The organism is Lysinibacillus sp. A4 (genome assembly GCF_024919535.1).
In the GTDB taxonomy this organism is placed as follows: Bacteria; Bacillota; Bacilli; order Bacillales_A; family Planococcaceae; genus Lysinibacillus; species Lysinibacillus capsici.
On record NZ_JANWTB010000005.1, the window covers coordinates 71,604 to 94,185 of the forward strand.

21 protein-coding genes and 1 other RNA gene are annotated in these 22,582 nt (G+C 35.1%); 11 read left to right on the forward strand and 11 right to left on the reverse strand.

All coding sequences use genetic code 11. From position 1 onward, the window contains the following. Positions 1 to 87: 87 nt before the first annotated feature. A non-coding RNA gene (gene ssrS, locus NY607_RS11500) (6S RNA) lies at positions 88 to 280 on the reverse strand. A gap of 247 nt (positions 281 to 527) precedes the next feature. Between ssrS and NY607_RS11505 the strand changes: the two genes are divergently transcribed. Continuing rightward, positions 528 to 866 (forward strand): zinc ribbon domain-containing protein YjdM, encoded by a 339-nt coding sequence (locus tag NY607_RS11505; protein WP_048393229.1) that lies wholly within the window; start codon positions 528 to 530, stop codon positions 864 to 866. A gap of 53 nt (positions 867 to 919) precedes the next feature. Here the strand turns inward: NY607_RS11505 and NY607_RS11510 are convergent, their stop codons facing one another. After that, positions 920 to 1,432 carry a zf-HC2 domain-containing protein gene (locus NY607_RS11510; RefSeq protein ID WP_259419714.1) on the reverse strand — a complete coding sequence of 171 codons (513 nt, stop codon included), beginning with the start codon at positions 1,430 to 1,432 and terminating at the stop codon, positions 920 to 922. Between the two features lie 103 nt (positions 1,433 to 1,535). Further along, a complete protein-coding gene (locus tag NY607_RS11515; protein WP_131520664.1) occupies positions 1,536 to 2,174 on the reverse strand; it encodes a YfbR-like 5'-deoxynucleotidase in 639 nt (212 codons plus the stop codon). A 172-nt stretch (positions 2,175 to 2,346) separates the two neighbouring features. Between NY607_RS11515 and NY607_RS11520 the strand changes: the two genes are divergently transcribed. Beyond that, positions 2,347 to 2,787: a hypothetical protein gene (locus tag NY607_RS11520; protein WP_131520665.1), complete on the forward strand. Its 441-nt coding sequence runs from the start codon at positions 2,347 to 2,349 to the stop codon at positions 2,785 to 2,787. A 363-nt stretch (positions 2,788 to 3,150) separates the two neighbouring features. Here the strand turns inward: NY607_RS11520 and NY607_RS11525 are convergent, their stop codons facing one another. From NY607_RS11525 to NY607_RS11545, 5 genes are all read right to left on the reverse strand, one after another. Then, the gene (locus tag NY607_RS11525; RefSeq protein ID WP_259419715.1) at positions 3,151 to 4,992 is read right to left on the reverse strand and encodes an FtsX-like permease family protein; all 1,842 of its coding nucleotides are present in this window, start codon (positions 4,990 to 4,992) and stop codon (positions 3,151 to 3,153) included. After that, complete coding sequence (locus tag NY607_RS11530; RefSeq protein ID WP_131520667.1) at positions 4,982 to 5,743, reverse strand: ABC transporter ATP-binding protein; 762 nt, start codon at positions 5,741 to 5,743, stop codon at positions 4,982 to 4,984. The genes NY607_RS11525 and NY607_RS11530 overlap by 11 nt, the downstream gene beginning before the upstream one ends. Positions 5,744 to 5,846: 103 nt before the next feature. After that, positions 5,847 to 6,833 carry a sensor histidine kinase gene (locus NY607_RS11535; protein ID WP_259419716.1) on the reverse strand — a complete coding sequence of 329 codons (987 nt, stop codon included), beginning with the start codon at positions 6,831 to 6,833 and terminating at the stop codon, positions 5,847 to 5,849. Continuing rightward, positions 6,830 to 7,519 carry a response regulator transcription factor gene (locus NY607_RS11540; protein ID WP_131520669.1) on the reverse strand — a complete coding sequence of 230 codons (690 nt, stop codon included), beginning with the start codon at positions 7,517 to 7,519 and terminating at the stop codon, positions 6,830 to 6,832. Before NY607_RS11540 ends, NY607_RS11535 begins: the two co-directional genes overlap by 4 nt. Positions 7,520 to 7,639: 120 nt before the next feature. After that, on the reverse strand, positions 7,640 to 10,501 hold the full coding sequence (locus tag NY607_RS11545; protein ID WP_259419717.1) for a hybrid sensor histidine kinase/response regulator: 2,862 nt from the start codon (positions 10,499 to 10,501) through the stop codon (positions 7,640 to 7,642). Between the two features lie 457 nt (positions 10,502 to 10,958). Between NY607_RS11545 and NY607_RS11550 the strand changes: the two genes are divergently transcribed. After that, complete coding sequence (locus NY607_RS11550; protein ID WP_259419718.1) at positions 10,959 to 11,975, forward strand: GGDEF domain-containing protein; 1,017 nt, start codon at positions 10,959 to 10,961, stop codon at positions 11,973 to 11,975. Positions 11,976 to 12,027: 52 nt separating this feature from the next. On the opposite strand, the gene NY607_RS11555 is transcribed toward NY607_RS11550, so the two are convergent. The 3 genes from NY607_RS11555 to NY607_RS11565 all read right to left on the reverse strand — a co-directional run bounded on the left by NY607_RS11555 (position 12,028) and on the right by NY607_RS11565 (position 13,409). Then, entirely contained in the window at positions 12,028 to 12,783 is a 756-nt protein-coding gene (locus tag NY607_RS11555) for an AfsR/SARP family transcriptional regulator (protein ID WP_259419719.1), read from the reverse strand. A 161-nt stretch (positions 12,784 to 12,944) separates the two neighbouring features. Further along, a complete protein-coding gene (locus tag NY607_RS11560) occupies positions 12,945 to 13,187 on the reverse strand; it encodes a LytR/AlgR family response regulator transcription factor (protein ID WP_259419720.1) in 243 nt (80 codons plus the stop codon). 36 nt (positions 13,188 to 13,223) lie between these two features. Then, complete coding sequence (locus tag NY607_RS11565; protein WP_237899171.1) at positions 13,224 to 13,409, reverse strand: putative motility protein; 186 nt, start codon at positions 13,407 to 13,409, stop codon at positions 13,224 to 13,226. Between the two features lie 297 nt (positions 13,410 to 13,706). Here NY607_RS11565 and NY607_RS11570 point away from each other — a divergent pair, with 297 nt between their 5' ends. From NY607_RS11570 to nhaC, 8 genes are all read left to right on the forward strand, one after another. Beyond that, positions 13,707 to 14,471, forward strand: coding sequence for a 3D domain-containing protein (locus tag NY607_RS11570; protein ID WP_048393249.1), 765 nt, complete (start codon positions 13,707 to 13,709; stop codon positions 14,469 to 14,471). A 161-nt stretch (positions 14,472 to 14,632) separates the two neighbouring features. Continuing rightward, positions 14,633 to 15,184, forward strand: coding sequence for a superoxide dismutase family protein (locus NY607_RS11575; RefSeq protein WP_054549059.1), 552 nt, complete (start codon positions 14,633 to 14,635; stop codon positions 15,182 to 15,184). Between the two features lie 291 nt (positions 15,185 to 15,475). Beyond that, positions 15,476 to 16,465, forward strand: coding sequence for a TAXI family TRAP transporter solute-binding subunit (locus NY607_RS11580; protein WP_131520674.1), 990 nt, complete (start codon positions 15,476 to 15,478; stop codon positions 16,463 to 16,465). Positions 16,466 to 16,589: 124 nt separating this feature from the next. Next, entirely contained in the window at positions 16,590 to 17,105 is a 516-nt protein-coding gene (locus NY607_RS11585; protein ID WP_131520675.1) for a DUF1850 domain-containing protein, read from the forward strand. Next, positions 17,102 to 19,144, forward strand: a complete 2,043-nt coding sequence (locus NY607_RS11590) for a TRAP transporter permease (protein WP_115674293.1) — start codon at positions 17,102 to 17,104, stop codon at positions 19,142 to 19,144. Before NY607_RS11585 ends, NY607_RS11590 begins: the two co-directional genes overlap by 4 nt. Positions 19,145 to 19,391: 247 nt before the next feature. Continuing rightward, positions 19,392 to 19,535 carry a hypothetical protein gene (locus tag NY607_RS11595; RefSeq protein ID WP_167444843.1) on the forward strand — a complete coding sequence of 48 codons (144 nt, stop codon included), beginning with the start codon at positions 19,392 to 19,394 and terminating at the stop codon, positions 19,533 to 19,535. Between the two features lie 204 nt (positions 19,536 to 19,739). Beyond that, the gene (locus NY607_RS11600) at positions 19,740 to 20,849 is read left to right on the forward strand and encodes an amidohydrolase (protein WP_259419721.1); all 1,110 of its coding nucleotides are present in this window, start codon (positions 19,740 to 19,742) and stop codon (positions 20,847 to 20,849) included. Between the two features lie 278 nt (positions 20,850 to 21,127). Then, on the forward strand, positions 21,128 to 22,576 hold the full coding sequence (gene nhaC / locus NY607_RS11605; RefSeq protein WP_259419722.1) for a Na+/H+ antiporter NhaC: 1,449 nt from the start codon (positions 21,128 to 21,130) through the stop codon (positions 22,574 to 22,576). The last annotated feature ends 6 nt before the right edge of the window (positions 22,577 to 22,582 follow it).

Here is a 22,582-nt window from a genome sequence, read left to right on the forward strand (position 1 = left end):
AAGTGATTGAATAAGGAGAAGAGGAGAATAAGTTGAATATAAAAAGCACCTTAACCTAAATAGCTAAGGTGCTGTATCAATCATGTATAAAAAGCCGCGTATGCCGTAGTTATTATAGAAAGTTTTAAACCACCACTCCTCAAAGTGGGTGTTCGCAGAAGTTTTCCTGCTTATCCTCATGCACCGTAGTGTGAGGCCCGTCATTCCAACTCCAATAATAAAACTCCCTTTTACAGCTTAAAGGTTAAAACTTAATATTATACGAACAATGCAGCCTTTATGGATATAATAAAGCATGATCGATAAACATGCAAGTAAGATGATAATGGCAAATTAGTCAATGGGCAAGTGTTCCAAATAGCGTTATAAACATCTTGCACTACCTTCAAAAAGATGCTGATGTTTCATATTTTTTTCACAAATGCGAACGAAAAATACGAACAACCTTTGCTAATTAAGGTTGACTATGTAAAGATAGGAGCATAAAGAGGATTTTCCTAGTAAAAATGTAAAAGGAGGAAGCAGAAATGGCAGCTTATCCAAATTGTCCAAAATGTCATTCAGAATATACATACGAGGATGGAGCAAACTATGTATGTCCAGAATGTGCGCATGAATGGAGCATGGACGCAACTGAACAGGAATCAGATGCACTTATTGTAAAAGATGCAAATGGTAATCTGTTAGCTGACGGCGATTCAGTTACTGTTATTAAGGATTTAAAGGTGAAGGGCAGTTCTTCCACTTTAAAAATTGGTACAAAGGTTAAAAGTATAAGACTAGTGGAAGGCGATCATAACATCGACTGTAAAATTGATGGCTTTGGTGCCATGAAATTAAAATCAGAATTTGTCAAAAAGGCCTAACAAACAAAAAAAGCACCTCAACTTTGGTAAAAAAGTTCAAGGTGCTTTTTTGTTTATTGAAAAATCCTACGTAATAGAATGGCAAAAGCTGCGCCAATTAAGGCGAAAATGGTATGTAAAAGTGCGATGTAGCCAGCTCCAATCGCAAGCGTTCCTATTTCTGTTAAAGAAAAGGTTGTAATATAGAGCTCATTATTAAGATTATTAATGATAGCCCAAACGAATACAGGCACAGAGCTTATGATAAAAACAATCCAGATGTTTTTATAGAAAAGGTAAGAAAGACAGCCGAAAAGAGCATATGAGATGACAAAGCCCTTTTGATTGCCGAGTAAGGACGAGTTAATAGCAAACATAAAGGATAATACAATAAATATGATATGAAAAAAGGATACTGTTCTTTTCATGGGTAAGTATGCGTTCTGAGTCGATGAATAGGCTACAAGCTGCTGACATTGCTGACAAGTTGTTAGATGCCGTTCGACAAATTCTATTGTTGATGGTTGAAGCAGTTGTTTTTTAAAAAGAGGTATTAAATCTTCTATAATAGAGCATTCCTGTGACAATACTTTCCCTCCATTCAATCTCTCCTTATTATACGACTTTTTGTGGAAAATAAAAAAAGCCTTCCGTGAATTTTTCAATCGGAAAACTTGTACATGCACCCTATTAGTTTGATGTTAATACTTCATTTGTTAATGCTTGAATATCGATATGTGTTTTTTCCTTTACTGCATCCTTTAAAATTTCTGTGCGGAAATATTGGACGGTCGCTTCAAGCGGAATAGCCAAGAGTTTTGAAAGGGCTGATTGGTACATATAGACAAATTCTTTGTCAGTATTACCACGCTTTAATTCTGCGAAAGCCTCATAAAACTGATCGAGTTTATCCGCAAATTCAAGTAGCCGACCCTCTAAAGTATGATCCTTACCTTCTTTCATCCGTTCAAAGAAAGTAGCCTGAAATTCTTGTGGAATTTCATTGATAATAAATTTTTCCATCATCTTTTCTTCCACGTGTGCTAGCATTTGCTTTAACTCTGGGCTAGCATGTTTTACTGGTGTCTTAATGTCACCAATAAACACTTCCGCAAAGTCATGATTGATTGTCTTTTCATATAAAGACTTCCAATCAACTGTCGCACCGTGCATTTCTTCTAACGTTGCGAAAAACATGGCATATTGTGACACTTTCCAAGAATGGGCTGCCACATTGTGCTCTTCAAATTTGAAGCGACCAGGGCAACGAATAATACGCTCTAAATCATTAAGGCTTGTGAAAAATTGATGAATTCCTATAAAAATCACTCCTTTTTGTTCTATAAGTGCATGTTACTATAAACAATACCCTCTTTATACGGTTTTCAAACAATTTAACAATGATTCAAGCTATGTTTACAAAGGATTCACAATTGCTGATAAAGTCAATTCAGCTTGAATGCTATAATGAAGGGGACTGATGAAAAGGGGAGTACAGAGCATGTTTTCCATTTATACACTTCTTCTTTATATACATATTTTAAGTGCTATTCTTTCGATTGGGCCTTTGTTCGTTGTGCTAACCATTGTAAAAAAAATGCACACAGCTTCAATGGATGACATGCCACCATATATAGAAGCCTTTAAGGGGGCCATTACGCTCGTCAAACATTCAGGGCATGTACTAGTAGCTTCGGGTATTTTGTTAATGTGGCATGCGGGCTATCAATGGAATACCTCATGGATTGTATTAACTTTCCTCGTGATGTTTGCATCAATCGTATTTCTCGCAAGAGCGTTTAAACCGACGTTGCGTACTTTTAATACACCAGCATTTAATCAGCAACAATTTGTTTCACTTTTGCATCGTAAAACATGGATGTATATAGTATTATTGCTTATTATGCTATGGCTGATGGTAGCAAAGCCCGTTCTTTGGTAAAAAAGATAATGTCATCCGCAGAAAAAGGCTTTTTCACAAGGCGAGAGATTGGTTCCGCCAGTGTCCTTTCCAGAGGGCGTCCAATAAGCCGCTAAATCCCCTAGGAGTGACGCTGGCTCCTCTCAAAATCAACCATTCTGCAGAAGTGTCTTTTCCTTATCAGCAGTAACGATCAAATAATCCATTATTTGAATTGGGCGTTTATTTTCAATGTGGAGAAGTGATGGTTGATGACACTCCTCACTAAAATGAGTAGTTAACACCTTCACTTTATTTGGGAAACTTTGCTAAAAGGAAACATTTTCACCTTTCATATGTTTCAACACTATGAAAAAATCGCACCCCTTAAGGAGTGCGATTTTTTTAGCTTACTAAGCGTTTAAAATAACTTTTTCGAATTAATACATAGCTAATGAGGAAAAGCACAAAGAAACAACAAGAGCTAGCTATGGAAACTTGTAAAAATGCTGTAGAAACCATTGTTCGCATAGCTAAAAGTGTAATTAGCAAGAGTGTAATAGCTATGGTGAACGGTACAAAAATAAGAATTGCCAATTCTTTAGTGATAATGGTAGCTAATTCATTTCTAGAAAGTCCTAGCTTACGGATACCAATATACTTTTCCTTCTCTTGTTGTAAAGTTGTTTGTAAATAGAAGTACAATATACTCATGGCTGCACTTAAGAAAATGAGACTTAGCATGGAGCCGATAAAGAACATCACGCTCTTAACAAACATCTCTGTGTTATATAAATCAATTTTGGATGTTACATAACGTTCTCCAGGTAAAGAGGGTAAGTTACTTGTAATAGCTTTTGCCAAATCTGTATGGGCTGTCCAATCTTCCAGTTCATAAATATATGTTTTATAAACAGGGTAGTTAATAGTTTTGTAAATGTCATCAGGTACAATGAAATAACTTTGCTGGAAGCCAGTAGATAGCAGATTTTGCTCATGGGTGCTGGCTAGTTTGAAAGACTTTATATACAAATCGCTGGCATTATTTGTTGTAGGTGCTACATCACGACTGCCAGCGACGGCAATAAATTCATCTTTACTTAGCTTGTTGTCCTGATGCTGGATCAGGTTATAATCCGATAAAGACATATAGCCAATGCGTTGATCTTCATTTGATTTAAATTCAATAAAATACTTGTGAGCTTGAACCGTTGATAAAGTATTTTCAAGATAATCAAGATCAGTCTTTACCATATTGTCATCAGCTTTTGGATCAGCAATATATTGAAAGCTATATGGATAATTTTCTTCACTAGCCTTTTTTACATTGTAATAAGAGCTAAATAAAATACTTGTACATAGAAAGACACCGCTTAATAGGATAGTAATTAGAAACAGCATATTTGCATGTGATTTCATTTTTACATTTAAATTGGATGCCAAAAGCATATTGGTTTTTTGAAGATAGGCAGGAGACTTTTCATATATTTTCAAAAACAAACGAAATCCTTGTGTAATAACTAAATAAATCGTACTAAGAATGCTAATAAAAAATAACAGATAATAAAGAACACTTAAAGTGTCTACAATGGAATGCTCGATTTTTAGTAAGTAAGATAAAGTGGCTGATATCAAAATACTTAGTATTAATAAGACATAATGAGGCTTAATAGATTTCTCGATAACTGTATCACTTTTTAAGAGTTGGATAGACGCTTCTTTATTAATGAACCTCGTAACGACTGTAGATATCACAACAAATAAAATCAGAAATAATCCTATGGTTATGCTGATTGCTTGAAGAGGTAGGTACATGCCAAATGTTTCTGCCTCTAAAATAACTCTTGCACCCATTAAGAAAAGAGGTGTAATAACAAGTCCGAGAACGATAGCTGCCAGAATAGCTAAAACGCCAATCAACAGATTTTCTCGGAAGACCAGCTTACGAATTTGCTTCATGGAAGCCCCAGTAATCATAAATATTCCTAAGGTCTTGGTCTTTTTACGTAAAAATGCTGTGATTGAATAGGTAATGTAGATAAAAGAGAATAAATAAACGAGCATACTAGCTAACATTAAAGAAATTCCAAGTGTAGAGTCTGGATCTAGGCTTTTCAGATTTGGATGAAAGACGATAACAGAAAAGAGAAAGAAAATTATAATAGAAAACATACTACTCAAGAAGTAAGAAACATACGTCCATTTGTCACGTAAGATATTTTGGATCACAATATGATTAAAGCTCATGCTGTCCACCACCTAGAAAAGCAAGCGTGTCCATAATTTCCTGATAAAATTGCTTGCGGTTGTTGCCTCGATGTATTTCGTTATATAATTTCCCATCTTTAATAAAAATAATGCGATTGGCAAAGCTTGCTACATAAGGATCATGTGTCACCATGAGAATAGCTGTATTAAGCTTTTGATTAATCGAGGAAAATAAGTTCATGACATCATTGACAGCCTTGGAATCCAAGTTTCCTGTAGGCTCGTCTGCTAACAATAAACTTGGCGCATGAATAACGGCACGAGCGATGGCTACTCGTTGTTTTTGTCCTCCTGAAATTTCATAAATACGTTTAGGCAACAGTTCCTCGATACCAAGAAATTGAGCGACATCCTTTAAACGCTGAAGCATTTTTGAAGCAGGTATGCTATCTAATGTTAATGGCAATAAAATATTTTCTTTCACTGTTAATGTATGCACAAGATTAAAATCCTGAAATACAAAGCCTAGTTCAGAGCGTCTAAATTTGGCGAGCTCCTCATCATTTAATGCGTAAGGATTATGATTGTTTATGAGGATATCGCCAGCGGTAGGACGATCAATCGTGGATACACTATTTAAAAATGTTGTTTTCCCACTACCTGAAGGTCCCATGACAGCTACAAATTCCTGTTGCTGTAGCTGAAAATCGATACCGTTTAACGCTTTATAGGTGATCTCACCGATGTATTCCTTGTGCAAATTGGTTACTTGTAGTATTGCGTTACCCAAATTAAAACAACTCCTTTATGCTCATTAGATAACTTTAGTATAGAAAAGGAGCGGCACATAACCTATTTCTCTTGATGACGTGAAGATGACAACTTTGTCATCTTCATTTTTTAAGACTGTTTGAAAAATTAATGGAAAAAGTAGTGACATGCTCAGAAGATTGTAAAGTGAAGGGGTGCTCTAGTGTAGTTAAAATCTTTTTCACTAAATATAAGCCTATACCTGTTGCTTCACCACTCGTTCGCCCCTTCAAACCTGTATAAAATAAATCAAAGACTCGTGCTATTTCATTAGAAGGGATCGTCTCACCAAGATTTTTTATGTGCAAAGCCGTGTTGTCATAATGGATATGAATGGTGCTTGCCATTTCACTATATTTAATGGCGTTATTTAATACTTGATAAAGTACAATTTTTAACCACTTTCGATCTGAATAAATGATTTGGTCTTCAGCGAACGTCAGCTTTGGAAAAACTTCTCTTATGATAAAGAAATCCTTCAAATCATTGATGACTTCTTGCACGAGTCCTTTTAAAATAATAGGTTCAATTTTTAAATCAGCTACTAAATGAGATGTGCGCTCATACGTTAATAACTGATTGAGGGTAAATGTCAATTTATTGCACTCTTTATTGATGGTATACCATTGCTGCAATTCATCAGTGGTCTTGTTGGGTGTAGCTTGAACGATTAATTGAATAACAGATAAAGGTGTCTTCATTTGATGTGCAAAATGTGATAGAACTAGTTGCTTCTCATGTGCTTGTTCTTCCAATCTTTGCTGTTGGGTTAAAAATAAATACTGTATTTGCCTTAGTTTTTCACTATAGTATTGCTCAATAGCTGCATGTGGTTCAAATAAATGAAGATCATCCTGCGTTTTGATATTTTTTTGTAAATGATGATAAAACTTTCTTCTTCGATAATAACGACCAAGTAGCCACAGAATAAATAGAAAGCTGACAAGAAAAATAAAGTAGGCATAGTGTGAGGATAGGTCATCTAATACATGAATTATCCAAGGTAATAGGAGGAAGCTTATGCTATAGAGAATAATGATACTAAGATGATCTCGAAAAAATAGCTTCATTCACTTTCCTCCACCAATTGATATCCAAGACCACGGATCGTTTTAATCTCAAGTTTAGAGTGTACGGCTTCCAATTTTCTACGTAATCGACCAATATTCACAGACAAAGTATTTTCCTCAACAAAGGTTTCATCATCCCAAATAGCACTTAAAAGCTTTTGACGCGGCACTACATTAGGGTAAGCTTCGAATAATAACTTACTAAGCTGCATTTCTTTTAGCGTTAACAGGCTCTCTTTGGCTTTTGTTTGAAGACGAACTGTATCTGGATTTAATGTAGTATTGGCTATAGTTATGGTTGTTGTCTCGGCTAAAGCATATTCACCATAGGTACGCCGAAGTAGTCCATTTACTTTTGCCATGAGGACATCCAATGAAAAGGGCTTTGTGATAAAATCATCGGCACCATTTTCAATTCCATATACTTGATCAATATCATTTACTCTGGCAGAGACAATGATGATGGGACATGTTGAGAGTTGACGGATTTTCCGTGACCAAAAATAGCCATCGTAAGTCGGGAGATTGATATCCATAATGACCAGGTGTGGTTGTATAGTATTAAATTCTTCAATAATGTGTGGAAATTGTTGTACAGTAAAGCATTCAAACTGATATTTAGCTAAATGCTCGACAATCAGTGAAGCTATATTTGCATCGTCTTCTATTATGTATATTTTGTACATACCTATCGATCCTTCCTTTATTCTATATGTATACTGTACCCTCATTTCGAAAAATCTATATGTAATTGGAAACTTGAGAAAAGAGTCACTACAAAAATGGCGTTGTAATGACTCCGGTTTTTAATCTTTAGGTATATGGAAAGTAACATTTGTACCTTGGTTTATAGTACTTTGAATTTGTAATTGTTGGCCATAAATTCTTTTAAGTCGTAGATTTGTATTTCTTATCCCTATACCAGAGCTTGTCCCTTTGTAATCTTCTTGCAATTCCTTTAATAGAGTGGGGCTAATTCCCACACCATCATCTATTACGCTAATGGATACATAAGTTGTGAAATCTTTAATACGAATACAAACAGTACCGCCTTCTTCTTTCTTTAATATACCGTGCCGAATGGCATTTTCAACTAACGTTTGTAAAGAAATTGGAGGAATTTCAATTTGTATCGTTTCATCAATATCCCATTCAATCTGAATTAATTCTCCAAATCGCTGCTGTTTAATGTAAAGATACGAACGAACTAAATCGAGCTCATGCTGTAGTGGTACTACTCTTTGAAGATTTCTGACATCGAAGCTGGCATGTAAATATTCACCAAAGTAATGCATTAAATCGATCATTCTATCTGTATCAATAGTACTAAGTGAGGCAATGGTATTAAGTGTATTAAATAAGAAGTGTGGTTGGATTTGAGATTGCAGCCAAGCACTTTCTAAATGTAGACGTTGTTGAATACTATATTTTAAATCAATTAAAGCTCGACTTCTTACTTTTAGCTCTAATGCATTAATAGGTTTTGTTACATAATCATTAGCACCATAGGCAAAGCCTGTATAAACATCTTCAGGGTGCTTTCTTATCGTCAATAATAAGATAGGTAATTCCAGCAATGAGTATTGTTTTCGTATTTTTTGAATTACAGCATAGCCTGAAATATACGGAAGCATTGCATCAACAATTACTAAATCCCATGATTCTTGCTGAATCAGAGCTAGAGCTTTCTCACTGGTTGTAACAGTAGTAATTTCGTATTCAGAGATCGAAAATATACTTTTCATCGTTGCTAAATTCATAGGGTCATCATCAATCATTAAGATCCTGAAATGCTTATCTGACACCATGGATAACTCTTGTTCATTTGTGGATAGCTGAGTTTTAGCTTGTGCATTAAAGGTTGCGTATTCCTTATTTTGTCTACCTTCATCTGCAAGAGGTAATGTAAAATAAACATTCGATCCTTTGTTAGGAATAGATTGTATATTTAATGTACCTCCATGTAATTCAATCAGTTTTTTTGAAATAAGTAGGCCAATACCAATGCCTTCATCATATTCTTGGCCCTGTTCATAGGGCGAATACAAAAGACTTTGTACAAAATTGTCCATGCCTTGTCCAGTATCACGAATGTGGATAATAGCCATATGCTGTTCTTCACGAGCAATAATTTCTATAGAGCCTTCACCTGTATACTTTAGGGCATTATGCAAAATGTTAAATAGGATTTGAATAAGGCGATTTTCGTCGGCTAATACATTTGGGAAACTTGGAGGTACTAAAGATACCATATGTATTTGTTTACCATTTGCAATAAAGCGGAGGATATCGAAAACTCCATAAACAGCACCTTGAAGATTTACACTTTGTGTATGGAGATGTAAATCTCCTTCTTTTAAACGAGTAAAATCCAGTATGTTGTTTAACGTAAAGGACATACTTCTACCTATATCGATAAGGTGTTTAAGATTTTTTTCATCTTCAGTAACAAGTTTGTTATGTGGGTTGTCATAAATGGATTGACCTAGGGTAATCATCCTATTCATTGGACTCCAAAGTTTTTCTGCATTACTTGTAAGGAATTCATCTTTTAAAGCATCCTCGTGTTGTAGTTTAGTCACTAATTTTTGAATTTGCTGAGAGTTCTCATGAAAACGTTTGAACCAATAGCTAGAAAAACCAAGCATGATAAATAAATAATCGAATGGATAAACGGGAATATCGAATACGTAAACAGATTTAATGAAACCCCATATAATACCATTTGTGGTGCCGATAGCTGTTAGTGCAATAAAAGCAGAGCTCCTTTTTTGGTTTTCTAAATACTCTCTAAGAGCCAGTACCACTACGTAAAGAAAGGATACTAGATAAAGTACGAAGAAAATATTCTTCGTAGGTATCAGCCATGTCATTGGTAAAACAATCGTGAGTATTGCATTTAAAACATAGCAAGCAAAAATCCATTGAAAGGTTTTAGTGTTGTGATATTTGACTAAGAGGACTCTCATAAACTGAACAAAGAAAAAGGAGGCTCCTAGAAAAATAATAGAAGAAAGCTTATAGGACCATACATAATTCAGATGCAACCAATCTAGTAGGGAGCGATCAAACGTAATTAATTCATCTGCTAAAGGCAAAAGAAAGCCAAATGTGAAAAGTAAAACAATAGATTTTCGATAGATGAACAAATATACAAGTATGCTAAAAAGAGAGAATATGATTAGCATAACTACAATAGTTGAAAGAGATAGCCCTACAATTAATTGATGATGCGTCATCGCTGACGCAGTGCCAAATAAAATCCTTTTATTAATAATAGGACTTGTGAGTGTATCAAAATTAGATACATGAAGTATGAGATTAATTTCAGACTGTGTATTAGTAAAATAAACAGTATAAGGTGCAGCTTGACCTTCATGGTCTTCTGCATTATCTGCTACTTTGCCTGATTTTCCTACTAGCTTTCCATTTATATATAAGGTTGATGCAGTTGAAATAGCAGGTATACGAATGGCATATCGATCATTATCTAAAGTGTTTGGTAGCAGAATTTTTAACTGATAAGTGCCATAGGGTTGAGTCGTTGGCTCATTTTCTAACGCAGGAATATTTTGGGTATTATAGGTATTGCTATGACTCTCTTTGTTACCCCCCTTATTTTCAAAATTCACAAATTGTCCAGGATAATAGATCCATCCTCCATCCAAGGAAATAACTTCTTTTTCCGATGTAGCCAAATTGTTTATGTGGACCACACCATCTTTGGCACTAGGTTGATGTGTAGAGGGGAGGAAATAGTTTAACCATAATAACCTTAGAAAAGTAAGGACTATAAAAATGGCAATTATAATAAGTAGATGTTGGGTAGAAGCTTTTCTCAACACAGCAATTTTTCCCTCCTAATGAATCTCTATCTACCATGCCACGAAATTGGAAAAAAGGAAATATAATGGATAATAAAAGAATGATTTAAGCCTATAAGAATAGACCAATTTGGAGTTAGTAGTACTATCGATTTTTTCCTTTTAAATTGAAGGAGGAAAAAATCATTAGTGTTTAAGTTTTCTTTAAGAGGTTTGACGTATGATGATTGAATAAGTATATCAAAATTTAAACATAGATAAGATTAACGAAAAAACATCTCAATGGGAGAAATGATCTATTGTGGGTAAATTCAAGTTAAAGTTATCGTTTCTTATTATTAGTATGACAACTATTGTTGTCCTCATGACATCTAGTATTAGTATTTGGAGTAGCTATCGTAATTTCAATGAAATTTTGAAGGAACATAAAACAAATATACAAGAAACTTATGTAATGGAAGTCTCGACAATTACGGAAAGCTATTTACAAGATGCTAAGACAGATGACCATTCATTAAAGCTGTATACGCAACAAATGGTTGATACTTTACTTGATGAAAGAATAGTGTCCTTCAATTTGTTTTTTAAAAAAGTCCTAGGCCCGATCATAATAGTTATAGCGACTATAATGGGATTTGCTATTTGGTTTGCTATTAAAATTACACAGCCTCTCAAAGAGCTATCGAAAAGAATTGAAGTAGATGAAGGAGCACAAGGGATTGAGGAAATTGCTGATTGGTATGATGAGGTGAAATTATTAAAAAAGAATATTCAAAATATGATGATCTGTTCGGAAAGTAAAATCCATGACTTAACAGAGCAGTTGAACTTAGATTCATTAACAGGGATTCTTAATCGCAGAAGAATGGATCAAATTTTACACAAATTAATTATTGATAAGGTTCCTCATGCCATTATCTTAATAGATCTAGATGATTTTAAAAGTATAAATGATACATATGGTCATACTGTAGGAGATGAAGTTTTAAAAGCCTTTGCGATTACTATGCAGAGCAGTGTTGGGGAACAGGGGTTATGCTTTAGATTTGGCGGCGAAGAATTTATGGTCATCTTACCTTCGATGAATATAGAGGATGCAGTCCAATTAGCGGAAAGTCTCCGAATTAAACAAGCTTTACAAGAAACTGTGTGTGGAAGACCTGTGACAATGTCTGCTGGAATTACGGCTTTTACACCAAATGTCCAAAGTCCCAATCAACTGATAGAAATTGCAGATCATGCTTTGTATAAGGCTAAAAAATCTGGAAGAAACTGTTTATGCGTTGTAAGTAATATGAGACAAATGATTGTTAAATAATTAAACTATATAAGCATGCTAGCACTGGACGCTAGCATGTTTTTTCATGTCCTTAGGGGTAAACGCTTGTTTCATGCTCTTTTTCATGTGCATGTAAGACGTTTTGAAAAAGTTCTGTGGTTTCCTGAGATGGTGACACATTTAATTCTGTTAATAGAAGGCTATTAAAAGAATGGTATATTTTTATAGCTTCTGCATGATTTCCAATTTCAGTATAATGTTGGATTAATTGTTGCACGATTTTGTCGGAATACGGATTAAACTCTAAAGCAAATAACAATGAACGCTCTCTGTTTTTAAGGTTCTTATTTTTAGAGTAATAAAGTATCAATTCATCAAGTAGTTGACTAAATTGTTTATTCATCAAATTTGCTTTACTAGTAGTCCATGCATAGTCCATTGTTGCCATAAATTCATCATGGTAATTTTGGATGAGTTCCTCAGCTTTTTCAATATTTAATCGTCCTGTTTCAGCTTTGGTATTTAAGATATCCTCCAAATCAAAGGCATCACATTGAAAATCGTTTAGTTTCAAAATATAGCAGCCATTTGCATATTCAATGACATCCGTGTAGCCATAAAATGAAAGTGTTGTACGTAAGTAGGAGACAGTAGTATGCAATTGTACTCTGGCTTTTTTTACATCCGTATCACTCCAAAGTGAATCTAAAATGTTATCACGAGGTACGGGCATATGAAGCTGTAAAAATAGAAAGGCAAACAATTCTTTGCTTTTAATTGTTCTCCAATGAATTACTTTATCATCAAAAGAAACGACAAACTCTCCAAAGCATCTGATTTGAAGCATAGGCTTTTGATGCGTTCGAGTTTTCTCCGATGATAGATTTTTTTGGAATAGCTTTTGTATTCTGTTAATGGTTATCTCTAAACGAGATTTTGAAACTGGCTTTAATAAATAATCAAGTGATTGTACATCAAATGCCTGAACAGCATAGTCTCGATAGGCAGTTACAAAAATATACAGATATTTTTATCCCATGTTTTTAACAGTTGTGCTACTTCTAATCCGCTCATACCTGGCATTTCAACGTCTAAAAATGCTACTTGAAAGTCTAAGGTAGGTCCTTCTTTCAATACATCCTTTGCAGTAGTAAAAGTTCGAATGACCTCTATGTTATCAAATTCATTTAAATGTTTTTTCATACTAACCAGAGCTAATGGCTCATCGTCCACAATAATTACCCGAATCATATAAGGAACCTCCTTTCGATAAATATGGCTGTATGATCAGATTGAGATATCTATTATGGATCCTTTATATGGGTGAGTAGGAGCTGTTTGTTGCTGAGGTAGTTCATTCAGTAATTCAATTGCAGTAGTTGTGTTTAAATTAAGAGCATTTTGCATGACACTCATCTGTACTGTTTGTTGGAGTTCCATCAGCTGGGATGACATAAGTGAATTAACTTCCATTTTTATTCCCTCCTTTTCTTTTTTTTATCGGCTAAATATAGCAAATATCTAATATAAAAAAGTCCTAAACAGACCTACTAAATTATAGTTTATAAGCAATAAATTGATTAAATTACTAAAAAATTAATTGAAATTGTATATTTTTCCGTTTTTATAGTAATAATTCCTAATATCAGGCAGCTAGTCCTGAGTTATTAATTTGCAAACTTATGGTTGCTTACATAATAGAGCTTTTAACTCTAGTGTGCTAGCAACAGATTTGCAACAAATAATAAAATGATGGAGGTATTACTAAACATGAAGAAAAGAGCATTAGCTTTAGCGGTAGTATTGACATTTGGTGTGAGTCTCTATGCTAGTCCTTCCTTTGCTAAGGACAAATCGCCAGGCAATATACTATGGGCACTCCCACAAATTTATAATTTAACAGTAGGTGAGTTCCAGCAATTAAATGAAAAGGATTCATTATGGTTTTACCCAGAGCAAGACTTAGTGAAAGACACGTCAAAAGCAGAAGAACCATTGGGGGATGAATATGTCATCAAAGGTGGGGATACTTTATTTTCAATAGCTCGTATTAATAATGTAACTGTAGATGATTTGAAGAAATGGAATCACCTTGCGTCAGATTTGATTTTAGCTGGTGAATCGATAGCTATTAAAGCTTCAGCTGCAAAACCAAAACCAAAAACTTCCGAGGGGATTGCAACAGCTACTAAGCCTGCTGCACCAGCCAAAACAAAACCAGCAAGTGCTCCAGCAACTGTCTCTGGTAAAACATTAACAATGCGTGCTACTGCCTATACAGCCTATTGTGAAGGCTGTTCAGGAATTACAGCAAATGGCACAGATATAAGGTCTAATCCTAATTTAAAGGTAATCGCTGTAGATCCACGGGTTATTCCACTCGGTACGAAGGTTTGGGTGGAAGGTTATGGCGAAGCAATTGCTGCTGATACAGGGGGAGCTATTAAAGGAAATAAAATCGATGTATTTATTCCTACTGAAGGACAAGCACTTCAGTGGGGTGTCAAAACAGTAACGGTAAAAATCTTAAATTAATTATGGAAGGGGTTTCTCGAACTTTGAGAAATCCCTTTTATTTTGGTTGAGTTTCCTATTCAAGCTCAAATGAAATAGGAGCCATTATAGAATTGTAAATGATTAATTGTGCATAAGTACTGAAGAAATTGGAAATCATCAGAAAGAGAGGAGGTATTTTTATGAAAAAAATAAGCTTAATGAGTCTTTCTTTACTAATTTTTGTTGCGGGTTGCAGTTTTTTTGATAAGAAAGAGGAGAAAGTAGCTGTCAATGCATCTACCCCTTTAACAGCTACTGCAAAAGTAATTGGTGCAAATAATGAAAGCTATGGCAATGCATATCTTCAAGAGGAAGATAATGGGGTTATGATGACGCTCGCATTAACAGGCTTACCACCAGGCACACATGGTATCCATATTCATGAAGTAGGCAAGTGTGAACCACCTAAATTTGAATCAGCTGGTGCCCACTTTAATCCAACAAACAAGGAACATGGTAAATTAAATCCTAATGGTTATCATTTAGGGGACTTACCAAATTTGGAAATTGGTGAAGATGGCAATGTGGATCTTAATTTTTTAGCTGAGGGGTTAACTTTACAAAAAGATCAACCAAATTCGCTATTAGATAGTGATGGAAGTGCTATTGTCATTCATGAATCAGCGGATGATTATAAAACAGATCCTGCTGGTAATTCAGGAGCTAGAATAGCCTGTGGAGCCATTCAATAGAATAAAATGCATGACTGTATCTGTTTATTTCAGATGCAGTTTTTTTATATTCTATTCATTATTTATACAGTTAGAATGTTTAGTTTATTTTTTTTAGAAAAGTAAATTAGGAGTTTATTTCAAATATAAAAGGGGTAATTAAATAAAGCTATAGTAATGTAAATTAATGGATTTAAAGTGGTTTTGTATAATTATAAAAGTCTGAATTTACTATAAACTAATTGACATTATTATACTAAGTTTGATAATTTTAAATAGATTCTTAAAAATAACCAAAGGGGGAAGGTTACTATGAGGAAGAAACAATTTAATTTATTAATGCTATTAAGTATCCTTGCGCTTATGATTTTAGCTGCATGTGGATCAGATAGTGGAAGTGGTTCGAAGGACACTGGAGATGACTCCGAATCAACTGAAAAACCTAAGTTTTTAAGTTTACTAACAGGTGGCACACAAGGTACTTACTATGCTCTTGGAGGTACATTCGCTGATTTAATAACTACTGATACAGGCATTAAAACAACTGCTGAAGTATCTCAGGCATCTGCTGCCAATATGACTGCTTTACAAGAAGGAAAAGGTGAAATTGCATTTGTTCAAACAGATATTGCTTATTATGCTACTGAAGGTAAGCTGATGTTTGATGGCAATAAAATTGATACAATTTCAGCTTTAGGTGCGCTTTATCCAGAAACAGTTCAACTCGTTACAACTGAAGCTTCGGGTATTAAAACGTATGCAGATTTAAAAGGTAAAAAAGTATCAGTGGGTGCTCCAGGCTCGGGTACTTACGCAAATGCTGAACAATTACTTGAAATCAATGGCTTAACGATGGATGATATCAAGGCACAAAACCTTGATTTTGGTGAATCAACAGATGGTCTTCAATCAGGTCAAATTGATGCAGCATTTATTACAGCAGGTACGCCAACAGCTGCTGTTGAAGCATTAAATGCTACAACGAAAGTGAATATTATCGGTTTAGATGCGGGTAAAGCAGATGAAATAATTGCTAAATACCCTTACTATGCAAAAGACACAGTAAAAGCTGGTACTTATGGTATTGCAAACGATGTGGAGACAATTTCAGTTCTAGCTATGCTAGCGGTGAAAAAGGATCTTCCGGAAGATGTTGTTTATTCAATGACAAAAGCTATTTATGATAACACGGGTAAAATTTCCCATCCAAAAGGGGAATTCATAAAAGCAGAAACAGGTTTAGATGGTATTAGTATTGACGTTCATCCAGGTGCACAAAAATACTTTAATGAAAAGAAATAGTGTGAATAGTGCTTGAAACTTTCTAAAAAATACGAAGGGGCTCGTTGCATAAAGCTTCGAGTCTCTTTCTTACTGTAGGATATAGGTTTAGGCGAATAGCTTTTAAAGTGGGGGAATAGGTCGAATGCAACAGAGAAAATTCATCATAACAGTTCTTTTAAGTATCTGTATATGTATTGTCATATTTCTTCCTCTTCAAAAGGTGTTCACCTTTACAGAGACGCGTATAGCCCATCCTAAAGTGCACTACATACCCATTTCAGTTGAGCAAACCTTTCAAATAAGATACACCCACTCCATACATAAGTCAGATGTATTGGAATCCTATCAATATATAAAAGGTAATCGTATTGAAATGCTTGAAATGGAATATGAAGATTTAGCTATTGGCATGCCAAGCTATGCAGAGGAACATCAAACACTTATTCAACGGAACGGTAAATATGTTCTCCAATTTAACAATAGTGCCATACTTGATAATTTTACGATCTATATAGGTGATTTAGATTTAGATTTGGTATTCAATTATGCAGATGAAGAATATGATTTAAAAAAAGATTTACAGAGGGGTAAATCCTATTTATTTGAAATTAAGCGATTGTCACTTTACGAACAGTGGAAAGGAGTAAGGATGAAATGACAACACAGGAAAAATCAAGGAAAGAAGAAAAAGTAGAAGAATTTGAGCAAATCTCTGCTGAAGAGCAACAAGCCATACTTGAAAAATATGATATAGAATCCAATGTAAGAACAATCTCAGGTGTAATGAAGCATGTTATTTTCTTTGGCCTTTTAGCATTTTCGCTATTCCAACTTTACACAGCTATTTTTGGGCAATTTCCTGCTCAAATTCAACGTACCATCCACTTAGGCTTTGGTTTAACATTAATTTTCTTATTATTCCCAGCAAGAAAAAAAGCACCCAAGCATAAAATAGCCTGGTTCGATTATATTTTAGCATTACTAGCTATTGCAGTAGGTTCATATTGGTCTATGAACTATACAGAACTTGTGAATCGCAATGGCTCCATTACGCAGGTAGACTTTATTGTTGGGCTAATAGCTGTTGTACTAGTACTTGAGGCTGCTCGACGTGCTGTAGGGTTGCCTATTACAATTATTGCAATCGCTTTCTTGATTTACGCTTACTATGGCCCGTATTTCCCGGCATTTATGGCACATAGAGGACAGGATTTGGAGAGTATCGTCAACCTCATGTACTTTACAACTGATGGGATATTCGGCACACCAATTAGTGTATCAGCCACATTTATTTTTGTATTTTTACTATTCGGGGCATTTCTTGTGAAAACAGGGGTTGGCCAGTATTTTAACGATCTAGCAGTTGCACTAGCTGGAAAATTAATTGGCGGTCCTGCGAAGGTAGCTGTATTCTCAAGTGCACTTCAAGGTACAATTTCTGGAAGCTCTGTAGCTAACGTAGTAACGTCCGGCTCTTATACAATTCCAATGATGAAAAAACTAGGCTATCGAAAAGAGTTTGCTGGTGCAGTGGAAGCAGCTGCATCGACAGGTGGTCAACTTATGCCACCGATTATGGGTGCTGCTGCCTTCCTAATGGTTGAATTTATTGGTCGAGGGATTACGTATTGGGATATAGCAAAAGCGGCAGCTATCCCTGCTCTTTTATATTTTACAGGTATTTGGATTATGACACATTTCGAAGCAAAAAGAGTTGGTCTAAAAGGTCTGCGAGACGATCAAATGCCAAATCGTCAAGAGGTATTTAAGAAGATTTACCTTCTCTTACCGATTGTGGCGATTATCATATTAATGCTAACAGGTACACCAGTTATGCATGCGGCATTATATGGAATTATTATATCAATTGGTGTGGCTATGTTTAATAAAGAAACGCGTCTTAAACCAAAAGATGTGATTGATGCATTGGTGGAAGGTGCTCGAACTGCATTAGGTGTAGTTGCAGCTACTGCTTGTGCTGGGATTATTGTGGGTGTCGTTGTAAAAACAGGATTAGGTTTAAGTTTAGCAAATAGCTTAGTAGCTTTAGCTGGTGGTAGTATTATTTTGACACTTATTTTTGTTATGATAGCTTCGCTTATTCTTGGAATGGGTGCACCAACAACAGCAAACTATGTGATAACATCGACAATTGCTGCACCAGCAATTGTGGCTTTATTATCTCCAAATACACCACAAGAATTAGTGCCAGTAGTTGTATTACTATCTGCTCATTTCTTTGTGTTCTATTTCGGTATTATTGCTGATATTACACCACCTGTAGCACTGGCGGCGTTTGCGGCATCAGGTATTTCTGGTGGTGACCCTATCAAAACGGGTGTGAATTCAGCAAAACTTGCGATTGCGGCATTTATTATACCTTATATGATTGTTTTCTCTCCAGCATTATTAATGATTGATACAACCATTCCGCAAATTATTTGGGTAGTATTCACTGCTATCACTGGAATGGTGGCAATTGGTGCTGGTGTGATCGGCTACTGGTATCGTAAACTTTTCTGGTATGAAAGAATTATTATGATTGCTGCGGGGCTATTACTTATCTATCCTGAAAAATTCTCGGATTGGACTGGTTTAGGAATATTTATTGTGATGTTTGTGATCCAATTTTTGTCCCATAAAAAAGGAAATCATCACGATAATACGAAGGACAAAATGGGAGCTTCAGTATCTTAAATACTTGACTTGCATATAAATCTGCTCAATTAATAACTGGCTAAATATTAGTACAGATGTTAATGAGCAGCTTTTTGTTTTTTAAAGGTAAAATTTTTAGTAATCATAAGAATCAATGGTATTTTTAATCTGATTTTGAGATAGGTTTTATAGTTATAATGCATAATGTATATAATTTATTGCAATTTACTAAAAATCTATTGTATAATCCTTTTATCAGAAAATTCAATTAATAAGGAGTGGTACAATGGGGAAGTTGTTAAATTCAAAGTTTGAAACGTATTTAATGGATCAAGAATTCGATTTACGTGAAGAAGAAGAGAAAAATGAGGAGCAAATGGTGAATATTCAGTATGAAGAGTATCCTGAAGGGTTTTTTACAAGTTTATAATGAAAATTTGATGGGCTATGTTGAAAGTATACTAACTTTTAGCATAGCCCATTGTATATTATACCTCTATTGATAAATGGCTTTTCCAGTGCATATGAATGTAATATAGGATTAAAATAAGTGTATTAGGTCTGAAGACATATGTACTTTTGTGAAAAAGATTCATGTATAATGGGAAACAAAAATGCGTATAGAGGTGTAGTTATGTCGAAAGCTTTAACAGTAGAAGAAACGATTTATCAATGGTTTGATCATTTTCATCAATATCCCGAAGTAAGTTGGAAAGAGTTTGAGACTACTAAAAAAATTGCTTCCATACTGGATGAATTGCATGTTAGTTATCGTTTATTAGGTGATATACCAGGACTAATAGCTGAAATTGGGACTGGTAATGAAATTGTTGCAGTACGTGCTGATATTGATGCCTTATGGCAGGAAGTTGATGGGAAGTGGCAAGCAAATCATTCGTGTGGACATGATGCGAATATCTCCATGGTTCTTGGTGCATTATTACTACTGAAAGATCGCACCTTACAACATCGTATTCGTTTCATCTTCCAACCTGCTGAAGAACTAGGAAATGGCGCATGTGCAACGTTTGATAGAGGCGCGGTTGATGGAGTATCACATTTATTTGGTGTTCATTTAAGACCAATAGAAGAATTACCACTTGGCAAAGTTTCGCCTGCGATTCATCATGGCGCTGCTTATTTTTTAGAGGGATCTATTCAAGGAATAGATGCACATGGTGCTAGACCACATCAAGGTAAAAATGCCATTGATGTTATTATGGCCGTGCAACAAATGCTACACAGCATTCATTTATCACCATTTGAACCACATTCGGCTAAGTTAACAAAAATCATTGCGGATGGTGGTAGTACCAATATTATTCCAGGTAATGCTAGTTTCTCAATGGATGTTCGCGCACAGCATAATCAACAACTTGAATTGCTGCGCAGTAAAATTGAATCTGGCCTGAAATCAATACAGCAACAATTTGAAATTGATATGAGTTGGAAGTGGATAGATTTCACACCAGGTGCTGAAGTTTCCCCAACTGCTGCGAACATGGCAAAGAATGCCATCATTGAGGCTTTGGGAGAAGGGCATTTAGCAGATGAAATAACTACACCAGGTAGTGATGATTTCCATTTCTATACAGTTAAAAAGCCGGAATTAAAAGCGGCAATGATTGGAATTGGTGCGAATTTAACACCAGGATTACACCACCCTAAAATGACATTTGATCGCAGTGCCTTAATGGATGCTGCGAAAGTACTTGCATGTGTATTAGAAAAAAAGCCTGAATAAAAAAATATTAAAAGCTATATGAAAAAATGTAACTTTTTTTTCATATAGCTTTTTTGCATGAACATTTTTAATGATGCATGGATATTCAAGGGTTTGCATTGTTTTTTATTGCTACTTGAAAGCGTTTTATTACGCTAAAATAAAGGGATTTGCTAGGGAAGCATAAATTTTTTGCGTTGACTTTTAATTTTTTGAATATTAAGCTAAAAAACGTAAAAAATTATTTGCGTCTTGAAAAAACCGAAAAGGGATTTGGTGCAAAAAAAGGGGATGGAAAAATGAAAAAGGATATTAATGCGGGCTGGGCACTACTAACTTTTGCAATTATGATTATTACTATGTTGATTACAGTAGTTGTTTTAGAGCAAAGTCCTCACGTACCTCTTCTTGTTGGCACAACTGTAGCAGCAATTGTTGCCAAAATGCATGGATATAAATGGGCAGAAATTGAAGAGATGATGTATAAAGGGATACGTCTGGCATTACCTGCCATTGTTATAATTATTTTAGTAGGTTTGACAATTGGGGCATGGATTGGCGGCGGTGTCGTAGCAACAATGATTTTCTACGGTCTAAAGTTAATTTCTCCAGCGTGGTTCCTTGTGACAATCATGTTGTTATGTTCAATTGTGTCATTAGCTATTGGTAGTTCATGGTCTACAATGGCTACAATTGGTGTCGCAGGTATGGGTATTGGTTTAAGTATGGGTATTCCAGCGGCTATGATTGCTGGTGCTGTTATTTCGGGTTCATACTTTGGAGATAAGATGTCACCATTATCAGATACAACAAATCTAGCAGCAGGATTAACAGGGACTAATTTATTTGATCATATAAAGCATATGCTTTATACAACAATTCCAGCTTTGATTATTTCTCTTGTTGTTTTTGGATTTTTGGGTAGAAAATTTGCAGAAGTTTCAATGCAATCTGAGGAAATTTTAACAACTTTAAAAGTGATGGAAGAAAGCTTTGTTATTTCTCCTTTACTATTACTAGTTCCAGTGGGAGTTATTGTATTAGTAGCTAAGAAAGTACCAGCAATTCCAGCTTTAATTATAGGAATTGTTTCAGGTTTCTTACTACAGATTTTTGTACAAGGTGGTTCAGCTGCAAGTGCTGTACAAGCATTACAGGCAGGCTTTGAAATCTCAACAGGTAATCACATGGTGGATGATTTATTTAACCGTGGTGGTCTAGACTCGATGATGAATACGGTTTCAATGACGATTGTAGCGATGACATTTGGTGGTATTTTAGAGTATTCAGGAATGTTAAAGGCATTGATGAATGTAATTGTGAAGTTTGCTAAATCTACAGGAAGTCTTATTGCTTCAACGATTGCAGCTTGTGTAACAACCAACGCAACATGTTCTGAGCAATATATCTCAATTGTTGTTCCTTCACGTATGTTCGCGGGTGTCTATCAACAACGTGGTTTACATTCTAAAAACCTCTCTCGTGCATTAGAGGATGGGGGAACCTTAACATCTGTTTTCTTCCCTTGGAATACTTGTGGTGTGTTTATTTTAGCAACTTTAGGTGTAAGTGCAATGGAGTATGCACCATATGCAATTCTTAACTTCGCTGTACCAATTATTTCTATTATTTATGGATATATTGGATTTGCTATTGTTAAATTAACGCCAGAAGAAATAGCAGAAGCTGAGAAGCGTAAAAAGGCGATAGAAGCAGAAAATGCGGATAATATGGTAATGGTTGACTAAAATAAA

Excerpts from the sequence above, each read along its gene's own strand:
- NY607_RS11535 (WP_259419716.1), bottom strand. The coding sequence starts at position 6,833 with ATGAAGCTATTTTTTCGAGATCATCTTAGTATCATTATTCTCTATAGC.
- NY607_RS11565 (WP_237899171.1), bottom strand. The coding sequence starts at position 13,409 with ATGGAAGTTAATTCACTTATGTCATCCCAGCTGATGGAACTCCAACAA.
- NY607_RS11570 (WP_048393249.1), top strand. The coding sequence starts at position 13,707 with ATGAAGAAAAGAGCATTAGCTTTAGCGGTAGTATTGACATTTGGTGTG.
- NY607_RS11585 (WP_131520675.1), top strand. The coding sequence starts at position 16,590 with ATGCAACAGAGAAAATTCATCATAACAGTTCTTTTAAGTATCTGTATA.
- nhaC (WP_259419722.1), top strand. The coding sequence starts at position 21,128 with ATGAAAAAGGATATTAATGCGGGCTGGGCACTACTAACTTTTGCAATT.
- NY607_RS11590 (WP_115674293.1), top strand. The coding sequence starts at position 17,102 with ATGACAACACAGGAAAAATCAAGGAAAGAAGAAAAAGTAGAAGAATTT.
- NY607_RS11595 (WP_167444843.1), top strand. The coding sequence starts at position 19,392 with ATGGGGAAGTTGTTAAATTCAAAGTTTGAAACGTATTTAATGGATCAA.
- NY607_RS11580 (WP_131520674.1), top strand. The coding sequence starts at position 15,476 with ATGAGGAAGAAACAATTTAATTTATTAATGCTATTAAGTATCCTTGCG.
- NY607_RS11560 (WP_259419720.1), bottom strand. The coding sequence starts at position 13,187 with ATGATTCGGGTAATTATTGTGGACGATGAGCCATTAGCTCTGGTTAGT.
- NY607_RS11600 (WP_259419721.1), top strand. The coding sequence starts at position 19,740 with ATGTCGAAAGCTTTAACAGTAGAAGAAACGATTTATCAATGGTTTGAT.
- NY607_RS11520 (WP_131520665.1), top strand. The coding sequence starts at position 2,347 with ATGTTTTCCATTTATACACTTCTTCTTTATATACATATTTTAAGTGCT.
- NY607_RS11555 (WP_259419719.1), bottom strand. The coding sequence starts at position 12,783 with ATGCTTCAAATCAGATGCTTTGGAGAGTTTGTCGTTTCTTTTGATGAT.
- NY607_RS11505 (WP_048393229.1), top strand. The coding sequence starts at position 528 with ATGGCAGCTTATCCAAATTGTCCAAAATGTCATTCAGAATATACATAC.
- NY607_RS11575 (WP_054549059.1), top strand. The coding sequence starts at position 14,633 with ATGAAAAAAATAAGCTTAATGAGTCTTTCTTTACTAATTTTTGTTGCG.
- NY607_RS11525 (WP_259419715.1), bottom strand. The coding sequence starts at position 4,992 with ATGAGCTTTAATCATATTGTGATCCAAAATATCTTACGTGACAAATGG.
- NY607_RS11540 (WP_131520669.1), bottom strand. The coding sequence starts at position 7,519 with ATGTACAAAATATACATAATAGAAGACGATGCAAATATAGCTTCACTG.